At 74.3% G+C, this 16,196-nt stretch carries 13 protein-coding genes; 8 read left to right on the forward strand and 5 right to left on the reverse strand.

Going from position 1 to position 16,196, the window contains the following annotated elements:
- The first annotated feature begins 128 nt into the window (after positions 1–128).
- Entirely contained in the window at positions 129–2,327 is a 2,199-nt protein-coding gene (locus CTKZ_RS08025; RefSeq protein ID WP_124342459.1) for a hypothetical protein, read from the forward strand.
- Positions 2,328–2,484: 157 nt separating this feature from the next.
- Here the strand turns inward: CTKZ_RS08025 and map are convergent, their stop codons facing one another.
- Positions 2,485–3,255 carry a type I methionyl aminopeptidase gene (map, locus tag CTKZ_RS08030; RefSeq protein ID WP_124342460.1) on the reverse strand — a complete coding sequence of 257 codons (771 nt, stop codon included), beginning with the start codon at positions 3,253–3,255 and terminating at the stop codon, positions 2,485–2,487.
- 68 nt (positions 3,256–3,323) lie between these two features.
- Between map and CTKZ_RS08035 the strand changes: the two genes are divergently transcribed.
- Positions 3,324–3,620 (forward strand): helix-turn-helix domain-containing protein, encoded by a 297-nt coding sequence (locus CTKZ_RS08035; RefSeq protein ID WP_124342461.1) that lies wholly within the window; start codon positions 3,324–3,326, stop codon positions 3,618–3,620.
- Between the two features lie 53 nt (positions 3,621–3,673).
- Complete coding sequence (locus CTKZ_RS08040; RefSeq protein ID WP_124342462.1) at positions 3,674–4,195, forward strand: VanZ family protein; 522 nt, start codon at positions 3,674–3,676, stop codon at positions 4,193–4,195.
- 85 nt (positions 4,196–4,280) lie between these two features.
- Here the strand turns inward: CTKZ_RS08040 and CTKZ_RS08045 are convergent, their stop codons facing one another.
- On the reverse strand, positions 4,281–5,960 hold the full coding sequence (locus CTKZ_RS08045) for a leucine-rich repeat domain-containing protein (protein ID WP_124342463.1): 1,680 nt from the start codon (positions 5,958–5,960) through the stop codon (positions 4,281–4,283).
- A 656-nt stretch (positions 5,961–6,616) separates the two neighbouring features.
- On the opposite strand from CTKZ_RS08045, the gene CTKZ_RS08050 reads away from it, so the two are divergent.
- The 3 genes from CTKZ_RS08050 to CTKZ_RS21475 all read left to right on the forward strand — a co-directional run bounded on the left by CTKZ_RS08050 (position 6,617) and on the right by CTKZ_RS21475 (position 10,538).
- Positions 6,617–9,358 carry a glycoside hydrolase family 9 protein gene (locus CTKZ_RS08050; RefSeq protein ID WP_124342464.1) on the forward strand — a complete coding sequence of 914 codons (2,742 nt, stop codon included), beginning with the start codon at positions 6,617–6,619 and terminating at the stop codon, positions 9,356–9,358.
- A 194-nt stretch (positions 9,359–9,552) separates the two neighbouring features.
- A complete protein-coding gene (locus tag CTKZ_RS08055; RefSeq protein WP_124342465.1) occupies positions 9,553–9,906 on the forward strand; it encodes a hypothetical protein in 354 nt (117 codons plus the stop codon).
- A gap of 176 nt (positions 9,907–10,082) precedes the next feature.
- A complete protein-coding gene (locus CTKZ_RS21475; protein ID WP_160142854.1) occupies positions 10,083–10,538 on the forward strand; it encodes an SRPBCC family protein in 456 nt (151 codons plus the stop codon).
- A gap of 74 nt (positions 10,539–10,612) precedes the next feature.
- Here CTKZ_RS21475 and CTKZ_RS08065 read toward each other — a convergent pair whose 3' ends face one another.
- From CTKZ_RS08065 to CTKZ_RS08075, 3 genes are read right to left on the reverse strand one after another with little or no spacing between them, the layout of a single operon-like run.
- The gene (locus tag CTKZ_RS08065) at positions 10,613–10,990 is read right to left on the reverse strand and encodes a hypothetical protein (protein ID WP_124342466.1); all 378 of its coding nucleotides are present in this window, start codon (positions 10,988–10,990) and stop codon (positions 10,613–10,615) included.
- Positions 10,987–12,402, reverse strand: a complete 1,416-nt coding sequence (locus CTKZ_RS08070) for a hypothetical protein (protein ID WP_124342467.1) — start codon at positions 12,400–12,402, stop codon at positions 10,987–10,989. The genes CTKZ_RS08065 and CTKZ_RS08070 overlap by 4 nt, the downstream gene beginning before the upstream one ends.
- Entirely contained in the window at positions 12,399–12,695 is a 297-nt protein-coding gene (locus CTKZ_RS08075; protein ID WP_124342468.1) for a hypothetical protein, read from the reverse strand. Before CTKZ_RS08075 ends, CTKZ_RS08070 begins: the two co-directional genes overlap by 4 nt.
- 176 nt (positions 12,696–12,871) lie before the next feature.
- Here CTKZ_RS08075 and CTKZ_RS08080 point away from each other — a divergent pair, with 176 nt between their 5' ends.
- Positions 12,872–13,402, forward strand: coding sequence for a hypothetical protein (locus tag CTKZ_RS08080; RefSeq protein WP_124342469.1), 531 nt, complete (start codon positions 12,872–12,874; stop codon positions 13,400–13,402).
- A gap of 102 nt (positions 13,403–13,504) precedes the next feature.
- On the forward strand, positions 13,505–15,862 hold the full coding sequence (locus CTKZ_RS08085; protein WP_124342470.1) for an LPXTG cell wall anchor domain-containing protein: 2,358 nt from the start codon (positions 13,505–13,507) through the stop codon (positions 15,860–15,862).
- Positions 15,863–16,196 lie beyond the last annotated feature (334 nt).

Below are 16,196 nucleotides of genomic sequence, written 5' to 3' on the forward strand. Positions count from 1 at the left end.
GCCCGAGCCTGCCGGAGGCTACGAGGCCGCCGGCACGCACGCGCCGGCCCGCCCGTACGCCGCCCCCGACCCCGCCCGCCGCGGCGCGCCCGCCACCCGTCCGTTCGACCCGCAGCCGGAGGCCTGACGTGCGCCGCTCCACCACCACCGCGGCGGCCGCCGCCGTCGTGCTCATCCCGCTCCTCGTCGGCACCGCCGGGTCCCCCGCGCTCGCCGCGGGCTCGGGCTCCGGCTCCGGCTCGGGCTCCGGCGACGTGACCGTCACCAACACCGAGACCGTGCAGGCCCGTCTGTCCGCGACCGGCGCGGTCCAGGAGGCCCGCGTCTACGACCAGCTCGCGTTCACCGGCCACGGCAGCGCGACCGTCGAGAACCCCGTGTCGACCAAGGGCCTGCGGAACCTCGACGGCTTCGGCGGGTACCGCGTCGTCGACGGCCGGCTCGTCGCGACGGTCGACGTCGACGGCGAGCGCCGCGCCCGCACCGTCAGCACCTACGACCGCGACCTGCCCCTCGCGGTCGAGGTCGAGTACACGCTCGACGGCGAGCCCGTGCAGCCTGGCGCCGTCGTCGGCCGCTCCGGCACGCTCGGCGTCCACTACACCGTCACCAACACCACCGGGAAGACGCAGGACGTCACCTACGACGACGGCACCGGCACCGAGGCCACCGCCTCCGCCAAGACCGTCGTGCCGATGATCGGCCAGCTCGTCACCGTCCTCCCGTCGACGTTCACGGACGTGCGGTCCGACGAGGCGGGCCTCGCCGGCGACGGCCGCGGCGGCACGCGCCTGCAGTTCCAGATGACGCTCTTCCCGCCCATCGGCTCGGCGACCGCCGAGTTCGGCTACACCGCGCAGGTCCGCGGCGCCGTCGTCCCGCCCGCGACCCTCACGTCGATGCCCGTCTCCCCGCTCGACTACCCGTCGTTCAAGGGCGGCGCGGAGAGCTACCGCTCCGGCGCGCAGAAGGGCGTCGACCTCACCGCGGGCGCGACGCAGATCGACGACTCCGTCCTCCAGCTCCACGACGGCGCCGCGCAGCTCCTCGCAGGCCTCCTCCAGCTCCGCGACGGCGCGGCGGAGCTCTCCGCGGGCCTCAACGACTCCGCCGCCCCGGGCGCCGCGCGGCTCGCTGCGGGTGCCGAGCAGCTCGACCAAGGGCTCGCGCAGGCTCGCGCCAAGGCTCCACAGCTCCTCGACGGCCTCGCGCAGGTCGACTCAGGGCTCGCGCTCGTCGACGCCGGACTCGTCAAGATGTACGGCGAGATCGGCGCGCTGGACCAGGATCCGAAGGTGAAGGAGCTCCAGGCAGGGATCACCAAGCTCCGGACGGCGGCGGCGACACTCACCGGCGCGGTCCACCAGGTCCGTACGGGAGTCGCGGGCGCCGCCACGAGCGCGACGAAGCTCTCCTCGGGTGCCGTCGCCCTCGGCGGGCAGCTGCAGGACGCGGTGACAGGGCTCGGAGGACTGCGTGCCGGCATGAACCCAGCGTTGCTCCCGCAGTACGACTACGTCGTCGCCCAGCTCTCCGCGGGCGTCCCCGTCCTCACCGACACGACGAACCCCGCGACCATCGCCGGTGGGGCCTCGGCGCTCGCCAGTGGGCTCGCGACAGCCGCGGGCACGCTCGCCATGATCGAGTGCGGCCTCGACAGCACGTCGATCCCCGGCACCTGCGACACGAGCCGGCCGGACGTCGTCCACGGTCTTGCAGCGGTCGACGCCGGCGTCAGCCAGCTGATCTCGGGCGTCATCACGAAGGTCCGGGCAGGCGTCGGCGACGCCGACGACACCCGAGCCGACAACACCCTGCGGGGCGGCGTCCACTCGCTCCAGGCAGGCATGGACCAGCTCAGCGCCGGCGGGGGGACTCTCGCCTCGGGCCTCGCGCAGCTCGGCGCGGGGGCGAGCCGCCTCGACGACGGTGCCGACGAGCTCTCCGCTGGTATCGCGCGCGCCGCCGAGGGGTCACGCGCGTTGTCAGACGGACTCGGCTCCGCCTCCGAGGGCGCGCCGAAGCTCGTCGACGGGACGCAGCAGCTGTCCGACGAGGGCACGTCGCAGGTCGTCGCGAGCGGCCAGGCCACGGCGGAGGACTTCGGCGTGAAGTACGCGGTGCTCGCGGCCGGCGCCGAGCGTGCGCAGTCCGAGGGCATGGCGTACGGCGCACCGGACGGGGCGGTCGGCGCAACCGCGTACTCGATCGAGATCGCCGGTGTCGACGGTGCCGGGGCGACGAACATCGGCCGGCTGGTCGCGGCGATCGCGCTGTTCGCCGGGGGGATCGGCGTGGCGACGCTGGCGCGGCGTCGGACGTCCTGACCCTGCTCAGGGCACGAGAGGCGTGCGGCCCCGCTCGGGGTCGTGCGCCTCTCGGCGTCTCCGGGTCCGTCGCTGCGTCGCGATCGGCACGTCGGCGCGCAGGGTCGAACGAGACCGGGCCGTGAGGGTCCCGGCGGCCACGAGCGACGCGGTCGGGCTAGCGGGGCAGCGTGAGGATCTCCGCGCCGTCGTCGGTGATCGCGACGGTGTGCTCGGAGTGCGCGGTGCGGCACCCCGTCGCGCTGCGCAGCGTCCAGCCGTCGGGGTCGGTGACGAGCTCGTCGGTGTCGGCCATGACCCACGGCTCGAGCGCGAGGAGCAGGCCGGGGCGCAGCGTGTACCCGCGCCCGGGCCGGCCGGTGTTCGGGACGTGCGGGTCCTGGTGCATGGTCGTCCCGACGCCGTGCCCGCCGAACTCGGTGTTGACGGGGTAACCCGCGTCGGTGAGGACGGTGCCGATCGCGTGCGACACGTCGCCGAGCCGGACGCCGGGCCCGACGGTCGCGATCGCGGCGGCGAGCGCGCGCTCGGTCGCCTCGATGAGCGCGACGTCCTCGGCCCGCGCGCCGTCGCCGACGACGAAGCTGATCGCCGAGTCGGCGACCACTCCCCCGAGCGACACCGCGAGGTCGAGCGTGAGCAGGTCGCCGTCCGCGAGCGCGTAGTCGTGCGGGAGGCCGTGCAGCACCGCGTCGTTGACGGACGTGCAGACGTAGTGGCCGAACGGCCCGCGCCCGAACGACGGCGCGTAGTCGACGTAGCAGGACTCGGCGCCCGCGTCGGCGATCATGCGCTGGGCCCAGCGGTCGATGTCGAGCAGGTTGGTGCCGACGGTCGCGCGGCCGCGGAGGGTGTGGAGGATCTCGGCGACGAGTGCGCCGGTGTCACGGGCACGCAGCACCTCGGTGAGCGTCAGGATCTCGATCATCGGGCCAGGCCCTTCCGCGGTTCGGATAACTATCCCGGCCATACTATCCCGGTATTACAATCGGTCGCATGGTCCGGTTGCCGCTGACGCCCGACGAGGTCGCCCGAGGACAGCGCCTCGGCGCGCTGCTGCGCCGCGCGCGGGCCGACAGGTCGATCCTCACCGTCGCGCTCGACGCCGGCGTCTCCCCGGAGACGCTGCGCAAGATCGAGTCCGGCCGCGTGGCCACCCCCGCCTTCCCCACGATCGCCGCGATCGCCGAGGTCCTCAGCCTCTCGCTCGACGCCGTGTGGGACGCGGTCAAGGACCCCGGCGATGCGCTCGACCGCACGTCGCCCGGCGGCGGCGCGCGCCTCGCGTCGTAGCCCGTACCTACCCGCCCCAGCCCTGTCGTCCGCCCCCCGGAGCCCTTGCCCCCGTGATCTCCACCCTGCTCGTCGCCCACCCGTGGTTCGGCCCGACGGTGCTCGCCGTCCTCGTCGTCGTCGGCCCGCTGCTCGGCTGGTGGCTCCTCGGCCGCCCGCCCCGGCTGTCGTGGATCCTCTGCGCGCTCTCGCTCGTGCCCGTCGTGCTCCTCACGCTCGTCCCGACGCAGCGCGAGGTGTTCGAGCGCTGCGCGGTCGGCTGGGTGCTCCCGACGTTCGGCCGGGTCGAGCTCCTCGCCAACGTCCTGCTGCTCGTCCCGCCCGTGCTGCTCGCGGCCGTCGCGACCCGTCGCCCGCTGCTCGCGCTGCTGGGCGGCGTCCTCGCGTCGGCGGGCATCGAGGCCGTGCAGGCGCTGCTGCCGGTCCTGGGCCGCTCGTGCGACACGAACGACTGGCTCTCGAACGCGCTCGGCGCCGCTCTGGGTGCGGGCCTCGCAACGGTCGCGCTGGCTCTCGCACGACGCACGGGGCGACGGGCCGAGAAGGCGGAGCCGACGGCCGACGCCCTGCGCTGAGCAGGACCGTCCGTCGCCGGACCCGACGGTCCGAGCCCGTCGCCGCGCGCCCGGCGTCACCCCCCACCGCGCGGGTGACGTCGGGTCAGGCCAGCCCGCCGACGTAGACGCCCCGCGCCCGCAGCTCGGCGATCCCCGGCGTCGTCCCCGGCAGCCCTTCGACGTCGACGCCCAGCAGGGCCGGCGCGTCCACGAGCGGCCGCAGGTCGGCCACCGGGTTGCCGCCGATCCACAGCTCGTCGAGCGCGGGCATCCGCGCGAGCGGCGCGACGTCCACGACGTCGTTGTCGCGGACGTCGATCTTCGTGAGGCTCGCAGCGCCCGCGAGCGGCGAGAGGTCGACGACGGCGGCGTGCGACACGTCGAGCTCGATCAGCCCGGTGGACCCGACGAGCGGCGACAGGTCCGACACCCCCGTGCCGCCCAGGCCGACGAACCGCAGCGAGGTCGTCCCCGCGAGCGGACCCAGGTCGTGCACACCGGTTCCCGACAGGCCCAGGTCGTCGAGCGGCAGCCCCGCCAGCGGTGACAGGTCCGCGACGCGGGGGTTGTTCGTCAGGCGCAACGACGTGAGCCGGGTCAGCGCCACGAGCGGCCGCAGGTCGGCGACGTCCTGGCCGGTCAGGTCGATCTGCTGCACCGAGGTGAGCCGCTCGAGGCCGTCGAGCGACCGGACCTGCGCACCGCTGCTGCCGCGCGGGCAGTCGACCGTGAACACCTCGTCGAACCGGTGCGGCGCGAGCCCGTCGCCCCGGCCCGCGCCGAGGGCCCGTTCGAGGCACGCCGCGAGGACGGGATCAGCCACGACCTCGTCGACGACGCGCCGCTCCGCCACCCGCACGCCGGACGCGGTCCCGACGGCGACCACCACGACGGCCGCCACGCCGAGAGCGACCAGCCGTCGCGGCCGCAGGGTCGCCCTGCGCTCCTCCGGTCCGACCGTCCGGGCGGACGACTCCCCGCCCCCGAGCCGGCGCCACGCGACCACGGCGCACCACCCGGCGACGACCGCTGCCGTGGCCGCGACCAGGCCCGCTGCGACCACCCCGTCCTGCAGCACCGTCGTGAGCGACGACGGTCCGCCGCGGTTCCGCGCGACCGACGCGACCGTGCGCGCGGTCCACGCGGCGACGGAGAGGGCGATCGCCGCCGCACCGACGGCCACGGCCAGCGCACCCCCGACGACGGGACCCCGGCGCCGCAGCAGGACGCCCACCCCGGCCGCGCCCAGCCCGGCCCCCACGCGCGTGAGCCACACGCCCGCGAGCGTGCGAGGCGACGACACGAGCAGCCAGATCCACGGCCGGGACGTGAGGGGCGCAGACGCAGGGTCCGCCGACACGACGAGCGCCCCGGCGACGACCGCCACCAGGCCGGCCGCCACGACACCCGCGACGACACCGGCCCCGCGCCACGTCAGACGGCGCGCTCCGGGCGGGACCGACGTCGACCCGTCCACCGGCGACGCGACGCTCGCGGTGCCCGGCCCAGCGGGCGACCGCCGCGCCACCCCACCCAGCAGGAGCGCGGCCGCGGGGACCAGCCCGAGCACCAGGACCAGCAGCGGCAGCGCGTCCCCGCGCAGCGCCCACAGCGCCTCGACGGCGTCCGACGGTGCGCCCTCCCCGAGCAGCGCGCGGAACCCGTCGCCGACCGTCGCCCACGTCCCGCCGCCGACCAGCGCCGCGGCGGTCCAGACCCCCACGACGGCGACGGCGCCCGCACCGGCACGCCGCACGGTCTCGAAGCGTGCCCCGTCGGGCATCCCGTCTCCTGTCCGTCGCTCGGCGGCCACCGGGTCCGGCGCCGGGCCGACCGTACCCAGCGGTCACCGAGGCCCGGACCGGGTCGGCGTCGAGGTGTCGTGAAGGCTCTGCGCGGATCGTCAGCGTCGCGCGACGGTGGCGTGCACACCGAGCCGTCGGCCGGGGCCGGTTCGTCGCGGCGACCGAGCGCTGTGCGGCCGGCCCTCGACGCGCTAAGTGCGCGCGGACGGGAGGTCGACCGCCCCCGCCGACCCTCTCGTCGACCGGCGAGTGCCGCCGCGCCGGTCGTCAGGTCGCGTCGTGCTCGACGCGCAGCGTGACCTTGCCCTCGGACTCGCTCAAGGTCAGGTCGGGGTTGGTGATGCTGGGCATGCTCCGTCTCCCGGTGTGCCTGCCGAGGCGCTGGTCGCCTCCGTACGCACGCGCCTTCGCCCCACGGCGCCGGCGCACATCGTGGTGGGCACCACGAGATCCGTGACGTGCCCCGGCACGGGAACCGGGGCCCGTGACGGCCTAATCGATTCCGCCGTCGGACGGCCGCTGACGGGCTGCGGGCGCGCCCTAGCGTGGGCGGAGCGTGCCTGCGACGACCGCCTGGCCGGCCGGTTCCTCGCGGGTGACCGCCCACCCGTCGTCCGTCCAACGAAGGACCGTCATGTCACGGAACACCCACCCCCGAGGGCCGCGCCGGGCCCGCGTCGCCGCCGTCGCGGTCGCCGCCGCCCTGGCCGTGTGCGGCGTCGTCGCCCCGCAGGCGGCGTTCGCCGCCCCCGACCCGGGCTCGCAGGTCAAGGTCAACCAGGTCGCCTACGTCCCGGGCGTCGCCAAGGTCGCGACGCTCGTCAGCACCTCGTCGTCGCCGGTCGCGTGGACGCTGCGGAACGCCGCCGGGACCACCGTCGCCTCGGGGCAGTCGACCGTGCGGGGCGCCGACGCGCTCTCGGGTGACTCGACGCACCTGATCGACTTCTCGACGTTCGACACCCCGGGCTCCGGCTACGTCCTGTCCGCCGGTGGCGCGAGCAGCCTGCCGTTCGGCATCTCCGCGGACCCCGTCAAGAAGCTCCGCTACGACGCGCTGGCGTTCTTCTACCACCAGCGCAGCGGCATCGCGATCGAGTCGCAGTACGTCGGCAGCACGTACGCGCGGGCCGCCGGGCACCTGGGCGTCGCGCCGAACCAGGGCGACACGAGCGTGCCGTGCCGGCAGTCCTGCGGCTACAGCCTCGACGTGCGCGGCGGCTGGTACGACGCCGGTGACCAGGGGAAGTACGTCGTCAACGGCGGCATCGCCACGTGGCAGCTGCAGAACGCGTACGAGCGCACGCTGCACGTCGCGGGCGCCGACGCCACGGCCCTGGCGGACGGCACGATGGCGATCCCCGAGCGCGCCAACGGCGCCCCGGACGTGCTCGACGAGGCGCGCTGGGAGGTCGAGTTCCTGCTCCGCATGCAGGTGCCGGCCGGCCGCGCGGACGCCGGGATGGTGCACCACAAGATCCACGACGAGAACTGGACCGCGCTGCCGACGATCCCCGCGCGGGACAGCCAGCGCCGGCTCCTGTCCCCGGTGAGCACCGCGGCGACGCTCAACATGGCCGCGGTGGCCGCGCAGGCGTCACGGCTGTGGAAGACGATCGACCCGACGTTCTCCGCGAAGGCCCTCGCGGCGGCGCAGACCGCGTACGCGGCGGCCAAGGCCAACCCGAACCGGCTCGCCTCGAGCACCGACGGGACGGGCGGGGGCGCGTACAGCGACAGCTCGGTGACCGACGAGTTCTACTGGGCCGCCGCCGAGCTCTACGCGACGACCGGCTCCGACACCTACCGCGCCGACGTCGCCGGCTCGTCGCTGTACAAGGGCGGCAGCTTCGCGCAGCGCGGGTACGACTGGGGCTGGACCGGCGGGCTCGGCGACACCACGCTCGCGCTGGTCCCGACGGGTCTTCCCGCCGCCGACGTCGCCGCGACCCGCGCCGCGATCGTGTCGTTCGCCGACGCCGCGCTCGCCCGTGCGAACGCCCAGGCGTACCCCGCGCCGAACAACGCCGGGTCCGTCTACTACTGGGGCTCGAACGGCCAGGTCGCCAACAACGCGAACGCGCTCGCGCTGGCCTACGACTTCACCGGCCAGGCGAAGTACCGCACGGGCGTCTACGCGGCCCTCGACTACTTCCAGGGTCGCAACCCCCTGAACCAGTCGTACATCGCAGGCTACGGCGAGCGCGCCGTGCAGAACGTGCACCACCGGTTCTGGGCGCACCAGGCCGACGCGTCGCTGCCGATCGCGCCGCCGGGGTCGTTCTCGGGCGGCCCGAACAGCGAGCTGCAGGACCCGATCGCCGCGGCCCAGCTCGGCGGCTGCGCGGCCCAGAAGTGCTTCGTCGACCACATCGAGGCGTACTCGGTGAACGAGGTCGCGATCAACTGGAACTCGGCGCTGGCCTGGCTCGCGAGCTGGGCGGCCGAGCACGCGGGCAGCACGCCGGCCGTCGACACCACACCGCCGACTGTGCCCGGCACGCCGACCGCGAGCGCCGTCACGGACACGTCGGTGACGCTCACCTGGACCGCGTCGAGCGACCCCGAGAGCGGGATCGCCGGGTACGACGTGATCCGCGTCGCTGGCGACGCGCTGCAGGTCGTGGCGTCGACGACGACGACCTCGGCGACGGTGACGGGCCTGACGCCGAGCACCTCGAACACGTTCGTCGTCCGCGCCCGCAACAACGCCCGGCTGTCCTCCGACTCGTCGCCGGTCACCGTGCGGACCACCGGCTCCACGACCGACCTGCCGCCCAGCACGCCGGGCCTCCCGGTCGCGTCGACGATCACGCAGACGGGCGCCACGCTCACGTGGTCGGCGTCGACCGACGACACGGGCGTCACGGGCTACGACGTCCTGCGGGCGCAGGACGGCACCGTCGTGGCGACGTCGAGCACCCCGTCGGTCACGCTCACCGGTCTCACGCCGGGGACGGACCACGTGCTGACGGTCCGGGCCAAGGACACCGCCGGGCAGCTCTCCGCGCTGTCCCCCAGCGTCACCTTCCGGACGCTCCCCGAGGTCACCACCCCGCCGCCGGGCGCGTGCCGCGTCTCCTACACGGCGAACTCGTGGGGCACCGGCTTCACCGCGTCGATCACCGTCACGAACACCTCGTCGTCGGCGTGGACGTCCTGGCGGCTCGGGTTCACCTTCCCGGGCGACCAGAAGGTCACGCAGGGGTGGAGCGCCACCTACAGCCAGACGGGCGCCGCGGTGACCGTGACGAACGCGCCGTGGAACGGCACCGTGCCCGCCGGCGGCTCGACGAGCATCGGCTTCAACGGCTCGTACAGCGGGACGAACACCGCCCCGACGGCGTTCACCGTCAACGGGACGCCCTGCGCCTGACGCGCACGGGTCGCGCGCCGTGAACGGCGCGACCTCCCGCGGTGCGACGGCGGCCGCCGGTCCACGTGACCGGCGGCCGTCCGCACGTCCAGCCCCCTGGTCGGACCGGGAGGGTCGCTCACGCTGGAGACGGCCCGGTAGGTCACCGACGACGGCTATCGTCTGACCCCGATCATCCCCATGGGAGGAAGATGATGGCGTCGCCCCTGACCGCACCGACCGCGCTCGAGCTCGCCGAGCTCGGGCTGGACGCTCAGGTCGGTGACGAGCCGTGGGTGCGCACGGTGACCTTCGACGCCGCGGGCGTCGCGTCCGTCGAGCTGACGTGGGACGAGATCGCCGGATCGGTGCACGTCGTCTGGAGAGACGCCGCGGGCACCGTGATCGTCGAGATCACCCGGGAATCGGTCGACACCGTGTCGGTGTCGTCGCACCACGACGGCTTTCTCGTGGCGATCGCCTGCTCGAGCGAGCAGCTGGGCGGCGCATTCACGGCGTCCATCACGTCCACCGGCGTCCAGATCAAGGACACCCTGCTCCGACGCTGACGGGCAGCGGTCGCGGGCCGTGGTGCGTCCGACGGGCGGCCGTCGTGCTCATCCCTGAGCTGAGGTCAGATCCGGGTGCCGGGGTCGGTCCCGTCCTCGGTCGCAGGCACGGTCCCGGTGGACGGCACGTCCGTGACGACGACCTCCACGACGTCGTCGCCGCGCGGACGGTCCCGGTGGACCCGCGCGACGCGTGGCGCGTGTGGACCGAGCCCGGCCTGGTCCGCCAGTGGTGGTGCCCGGGCCCGTTCACCTGTCCCGTCGCCGTGCTCGACGTCCGCGAGGGCGGCACGTCGCTGCTCGGGATGCGCGCACCCGCGGAGATGGGCGGCGCGACGACGTACACCGCGTGGACGTGCACGCCGGTCGACGAGCCGCACGAGCTGCGCTACGACGTGCGGTTCGTCGACGCCGACGGGCACCACGTCGGCCCGGCCGCCTCCGGCCTCGACGGCGTCCCCGATCCCGTCCCGCACGTCGTGACGTTCGAGACCGCCGACGACGCGACGCGGATCACCGTGACCGAGCGCGGCTACGCGACCGAGGCGTCACGCGGCCTGTCGGCCGCCGGCCTCGAGGCGTGCCTCGACAAGGTCGCCGCCCTCACGCGCGTGATGGCCTCGATCCGCTGACACGCGACAGACGGGCCGCTGACCTCCGACGGACGTTCGTCCCTGCGGCTCGGGCGCGGTCTGCCTGTCGGCACTCAGAGCGAGATCGTCGTGGGGTCCAGCTGCTCCGCGGCCCAGAGGACCGACTCGTTGTCCAGGACCCACACGGGCCCCGCGGCGGCGGCCGAGATCGCACGGACGACGTCGACGAACAGCACCTCGGACCGGCACTCGACGGGCAGACCGTGCACCTGCGCCATCGACGGGACGTCGTCGACCCCGCCGGCCGCGGTGAAGGGCTGCTCGCGGAAGTCGTCGCCCGGGTACTCGTCGCGGAAGAGCGTCAGCAGGAAGCCGTCAGGCCCCCGGAGCTGGGCCGTGTCCTCGACCGCGGTCCCGCCCCGGCCGACGATCACGTCACGGGCCACCTCGAACAGGCCCGCGTCCTCGCTGAGCACGAGCGCACCCTTCACCGCATCTCTCCCACCATGGCGACGAGCTCGTCGAGCGACCGCGCGATCGGGATGCCCTGCCTCGCGGCGGCCTGCCACGCCCCGTCGGGCATGTCCGGGGCGAACCCGATCGTCCGGCGGCCTGTCGTCTGCTCGGTCTTGAGGATCTGGCCGGTCAGCCCTCGCGCGTTGCCCTCCTTGACCTGGACGACGATATCGCCCAGGTCGACGTCCACCTCGCGCGAGAGCCCGTTGCTCATCGGCACGAGGTTGTTGATGTCCCGGACCTGTCCCGGGAACGCGGCCTCGATCGCGTTGGCGGCGTCGGCGACGAACGGGTCGGACGACGTGAACGGGGCGCGGGGCCGCGTCGGCGCCGGGCGGGAGAAGAGGTCGTCGAGCGCCGAACGCCACGACGCCGGGAGGTGCCGCAGGGTCTTCTGCAGGATCTTCCCGACGGCGCCGGCACCCAGCAGCGACGTCACGGCGAGGGCGAGCTCGAGGCTGCCCTGCTGCACGAGCTGCTGCCCGTCGACCGTGCCCTCGCCCCAGTCGGCCGCCACGTCGAGGAAGTCACCGACGGACACGAGGGTGAAGCCGACGCCGACGACCTTGAGCCCGAAGGACAGTCCCGCGACGACACCCGCGCCTCCGGCCGGGACGGCACCGACCCCGAAGCCGAACACGCCGCCGATCGCGGCCCCGCCCATGCCGCCGATGATCGCGAGCGCGATCATGAGCACCGCCCCGACGGCCACCACGACCCACCCGACCACCCGGCACACCGTCGCGAGGACGCGGAACACCGCGACGTGCTCGCCGATGAAGTCGCGCAGCCCGTCCAGGTTCTCGTCGATCCAGCCGCCGAGATCGCCGCTGGTCCGGTCCCACCAGTCGGCGACCTGCCCACCAGCGTCCAGCACGCCGTCCCAGGCGTCGGTGGCGACGTCGGCGAACCGGTCGACACCGTCCGACACCGCCCCGGACAGGTCGTCCCAGCGGTCGCCGAACCAGTCGCCGATCCCGCGGGACCTCTCGGTGTCGCGCTCGTCGGCCTCCTGCTCCTCGACGGGTGCCGCGCTCCACGTCAGGGCCGATCCCCCGCCGGCGAGCGCGGTCTGGGTGAACGGGCTGGCGGGGACGAACGGGTCCGGGTCGTCGACCACCGGCAGGGTCGCGCCGAAGGCGCCGTCGTAGCGCATCGCCGCCAGGTCCCGTGCGCGCGCGACGTACGGGTCGAGCGTGCCCAGCACGTGCGTCCCGAGACGGTCCGCCATGGTCTGCGCCTCGTCCATCGCCCCGGTCGGCACACCCAGCGCGACCATCCGGTGCCGCAACGGCCCGACCGTGTCGCGCACCGCGTCGCGGGTCGCCGCCACGTCCGAGCGGACCCCGGACAGCGCCTCCGGGCAGACCTCGACGAGACGCGTCACGCGACGCCCTCCGCGTCCTCGCGTGCCCGCCCCAGGGCGCGCTCGGCGTGCGCGAGCTCGTCCGCCACGGCCTCCTCGATCCGTACCAGCGTCCGCGGGAGCGCGGCGGCGGCCGGCGCGAGCTCGTCGCGGTGCAGCCGGTCGGCCGCCGTCCCCGTCCAGGTGCCGGCGGACCCGACGGCCTCGGCGGCGCGGTGCAGGGACGGGACGCCCTCGCGCGCCTCGCGCACCTGTCGCAGCAGCAGGCGCAGGTCGTCGACGCGGCCCTGGGCCCGGGTCAGATCGTCGGTCACGTCGTCACCCCCTGCGCGTCGCGGGTCGATTCGTATGGGATCGTCCGGGTGTGCACCCTAGCGTCGAGCGCACCTCCCCGGGACCTGGTCTGCCGGGCGTCCCCTCACGGCCCCCGTTCGGCTTCGGTGTGACCGCGCCCGAGGGCTGGCACGCCCTGCGAGGAGACGCGCCGTCGATGCGCGACGACCTCGTCGGCCTCGTCGCACGGACCCCGCTGTGGGCGGCGCTCGACGAACGTCGTCGTCGCGGCGCGGCCGCGGTGCTGGTGTCGGTGGCCCGGGCCAGCGCGGGCAGCGGTGCGGTGGTGACGCTGCTGCGTCTGGGCTCGGCGGGGGAGGTGACCTCCGAGCCCGAGGTCAGCACGATCTCCCTGACGTGGCTCCGCACCGCCCCGCTGCGGGCGGACCTCACCCTGGCGCGGCTCGTCGTGCAGAGCGACGAGCGCGTGGACACCGGCATCGGGCCCGGCCTGGTCGCGCGCCGCGTCGAGCGCACCGTGACGGGCGCTCTCAGCTCGACGTCGCAGGTCGCCGCACCGGTGCCCGGCAGCATCTGGCTCGCCGTCGTCACCGGCACGACGTCCGCACCGCAGTACGCGGACGACCTGCACGACGCCGTCGCCGCCTTCGCGGCCGGCCTGCGCGTCGACCGGCCCCCGGCCTCCAACGCGGCGCCGCGCACCACGGCCGCCGTCGACGCCCGCTGACGTCGGGTCGAGCGGGAGCGGTCCCCGTCACTCCTTGACCGTTCTGAGCGGTTTGCGACAGCCTGGCGGGGTTTGCGTCGTCGCTGGTCTCAGGGGGCCCAGATGGACGTGCCACGAAGCAACCTCCCGCGCCCGGACCGGCGCCGTGACCGGCTCCGAGGCCTGCTCGGTCTTGCCGCCGGGCTCGCGCTCGCCGTCACGGTCGTGCTCGTCCCGGTCGGCGAGGTGGGGGCCGCACCCCGCTTCGACATCCAGTGCGACGAGCTGATCGACGGCATCGACGGCATCGCGGGCGACGACGACCTGCCCGGCGGGAAGAACGTGCCGGTGGGGCACAAGGAGAAGATCCCGGACTACACGTACGAGAACGCCGCCGAGGCGTACCGGAACCGTGCGGCGCCGACCGGTGCGGAGCTCGACGCGCTGCAGGGTGAGTACAAGAACTTCCCCGCCGGGTCCGAGGACCACATGCTCCGACGCTGGAAGGAGTACACGACCAGCGGCGGCGAGTGGGAGTGGGAGCGCTGGCGCAACACGTACATCCCGAACATGGCGAACGACTCGCGGGGCGACGGCTTCCACCGCAACGTCGGGCGGCGCCTGAAGCTCGGCGGCCCGGACTGGATGTGCGAGGACACGCAGCTCGCGAAGGAGAAGAACCTCGGGTACGACCGCCGGTACGACTCCGTGAACCGGAACCGGCAGGTCGCCTACGAGCTCAAGTCCGGCGGCTCACCGCTCAAGCTCGAGCAGCTGCGGGCCGACCAGGCGCTGATGCGCGGGTCGAGCTGGAAGGTGTACTACGTCTTCAGCCAGGAGCCGCTGCCCGGGCAGGTCCGGCTGATGAACCAGCACGGCGTGCGGTACGTCGTGCTCGAGTCCACCGCGCGCCTGCAGAACCCGGCGTCGAACCCGGGCAACACCTCCATGAGCCCCGACCAGAGCAGGCCGACCGGCGGCGCCGCCAAGGACCTCGCCCAGCGCTCGGGCCGGACGGCCGCCGACGCGCGCGAGGCCCGGCGCCTCGCGGAGGACTTCGCGAACGACCAGCGCCGCCAGGGCTTCGGTCCGCGGCGTCCGGGCGGCATCGACTGGACGTCCCTCGAGCTGCACTACGTGTCGGACGACCCGCAGACCAAGGACTTCGGGTACGCCTTCTCCGCCGCCGAGCTGCCGGACGACGGCGAGGCCGAGCCCGGGTACGGGGGCGAGGCGGCGCTCGACCTGTCCTCGGACGCCCTGTTCACCTGGCTGTCGCTCGACCAGAGCCAGTTCTGGGTCAACCTCAACCCGGACACGCCGGAGTCGATCATCGACCCGCAGTTCGCGACCACCGACGCGGGGCGGGTGCTGCTGCAGGCGGACCTGCGGTTCAAGGAGACGCAGAACGCGTACATGGACCCGGCCACGGAGCACGGCAAGGCGTTCTGGGACTCGATGGAGCGCACCTCCGACGGCCTGATCTGCCACGGGTCGTACCGGATGTGGGTCGAGCCGAAGCCTGCAACGGTCCGCGAGGACGGCGACCAGCTGTACATCCTCGACGCGCCCCTGGCGGCCCGGTACGAGCCGATGGACATCGACTGGCGCCCGCCGGGCCAGGGCGAGGACCTGTGCGAGGACGCGCCGCAGGACGTCGTGGACCGCAACACGCAGCGGATCGCCGACACGTTCGCGCCACTGCTCGAGCAGCGGGTGAACACCGCCCCGGAGTACGCGGACCTGCGTCGCGTGTACACGTCCCGGGTGGCCGCCCAGTGGCTGACGGAGCGCGACGCCGAGCGTCCGGGCGCGTTCCACGACGTGATCGGCTCCGGTGACGTCTCGGCGTGGCCGGCGCGCACGGCGTGGGACCCGCAGGACGTCTTCGACGAGTACCTCGAGCAGCTGAGCACGCCGCTGTTCCGGTACGAGTGGACGTTCGGGGAGATGGAGTACTGGATGGACATCGTCGGCGGTGTCACGCTCCCGGACACGCCACGCGAGGCGATGCCCGCGGAGCAGTTCCAGCAGGCGCACCCGACCTTGCCGGCGACCGTGCAGTCCTCCCTCTACGACGCGGTGAGCGTGCCTCTCGCCGCCCAGGCCGCCCAGGCCGGCGACGTCGTCGGCACCTTCGCCGAGGGCACGGAGAGCATGGCGTGGCTCGGCGGTGGTCCGATCGTCCAGATCGCACCCGAGCCGACCGACCCGCCGGACCCCGGCCCGGTCGACCCGCCAGGGCCCGTGCCTGCGAACCCGCCGGGTTCCGGGGCCGGCGCGCAGGCTCCCGCCGACCCCGCCGCTCCGTCGGGAGGCTCCGGCAGCCGCACGGTCGCCCAGCGCACCGGCGCGGCCTGGGGCGGGAGGCTGCCCGCGACGGGCTTCTCCGACCCTTGGATCGTCCCGACCGCGCTCGGCCTGATCCTGGTCGGTGGGGCCCTCGTCCTGCTGCGGCGCCGGGCACGCACCTCGCCCTGAGGTGGGACGACGCCGGGCCAGGACGCGCCCGGTCACCGTCGACACCTCAGCCCGGAGCCTCGTCGAGCAACTCGGCGGGGCTCCTCGCTGTCCCGAACAGGCCCGCGGCCCCGCGTCGACGCCCCCACGAACACGAAGACTCCCGGCCAGGAACCCTGACCGGGAGTCTCGTACTGCTCGGGCGGTTCTCTCGGGAACCACCCCTGTGTGCGCGAGGGGGTGTCCTGTTTCAGGACATGGGCAACGCATGTCTCAGGACATCGGCAACACCGCTCGGTGATGCTCGGGCATGTCGCGTGCCCGCCTGGTGATCACCGCTGTCGTGCTCGAGGGC

Source organism: Cellulomonas algicola (assembly GCF_003851725.1).
GTDB classification, from domain to species: domain Bacteria; phylum Actinomycetota; class Actinomycetes; order Actinomycetales; family Cellulomonadaceae; genus Cellulomonas; species Cellulomonas algicola.

What these genes read in the sequence shown, in the direction of transcription:
- map (WP_124342460.1), bottom strand. Translation starts at nt 3,255, where the DNA reads ATGATCGAGATCCTGACGCTCACCGAGGTGCTGCGTGCCCGTGACACC.
- CTKZ_RS08035 (WP_124342461.1), top strand. Translation starts at nt 3,324, where the DNA reads ATGGTCCGGTTGCCGCTGACGCCCGACGAGGTCGCCCGAGGACAGCGC.
- CTKZ_RS08045 (WP_124342463.1), bottom strand. Translation starts at nt 5,960, where the DNA reads ATGCCCGACGGGGCACGCTTCGAGACCGTGCGGCGTGCCGGTGCGGGC.
- CTKZ_RS08050 (WP_124342464.1), top strand. Translation starts at nt 6,617, where the DNA reads ATGTCACGGAACACCCACCCCCGAGGGCCGCGCCGGGCCCGCGTCGCC.
- CTKZ_RS08055 (WP_124342465.1), top strand. Translation starts at nt 9,553, where the DNA reads ATGGCGTCGCCCCTGACCGCACCGACCGCGCTCGAGCTCGCCGAGCTC.
- CTKZ_RS08080 (WP_124342469.1), top strand. Translation starts at nt 12,872, where the DNA reads ATGCGCGACGACCTCGTCGGCCTCGTCGCACGGACCCCGCTGTGGGCG.
- CTKZ_RS08085 (WP_124342470.1), top strand. Translation starts at nt 13,505, where the DNA reads ATGGACGTGCCACGAAGCAACCTCCCGCGCCCGGACCGGCGCCGTGAC.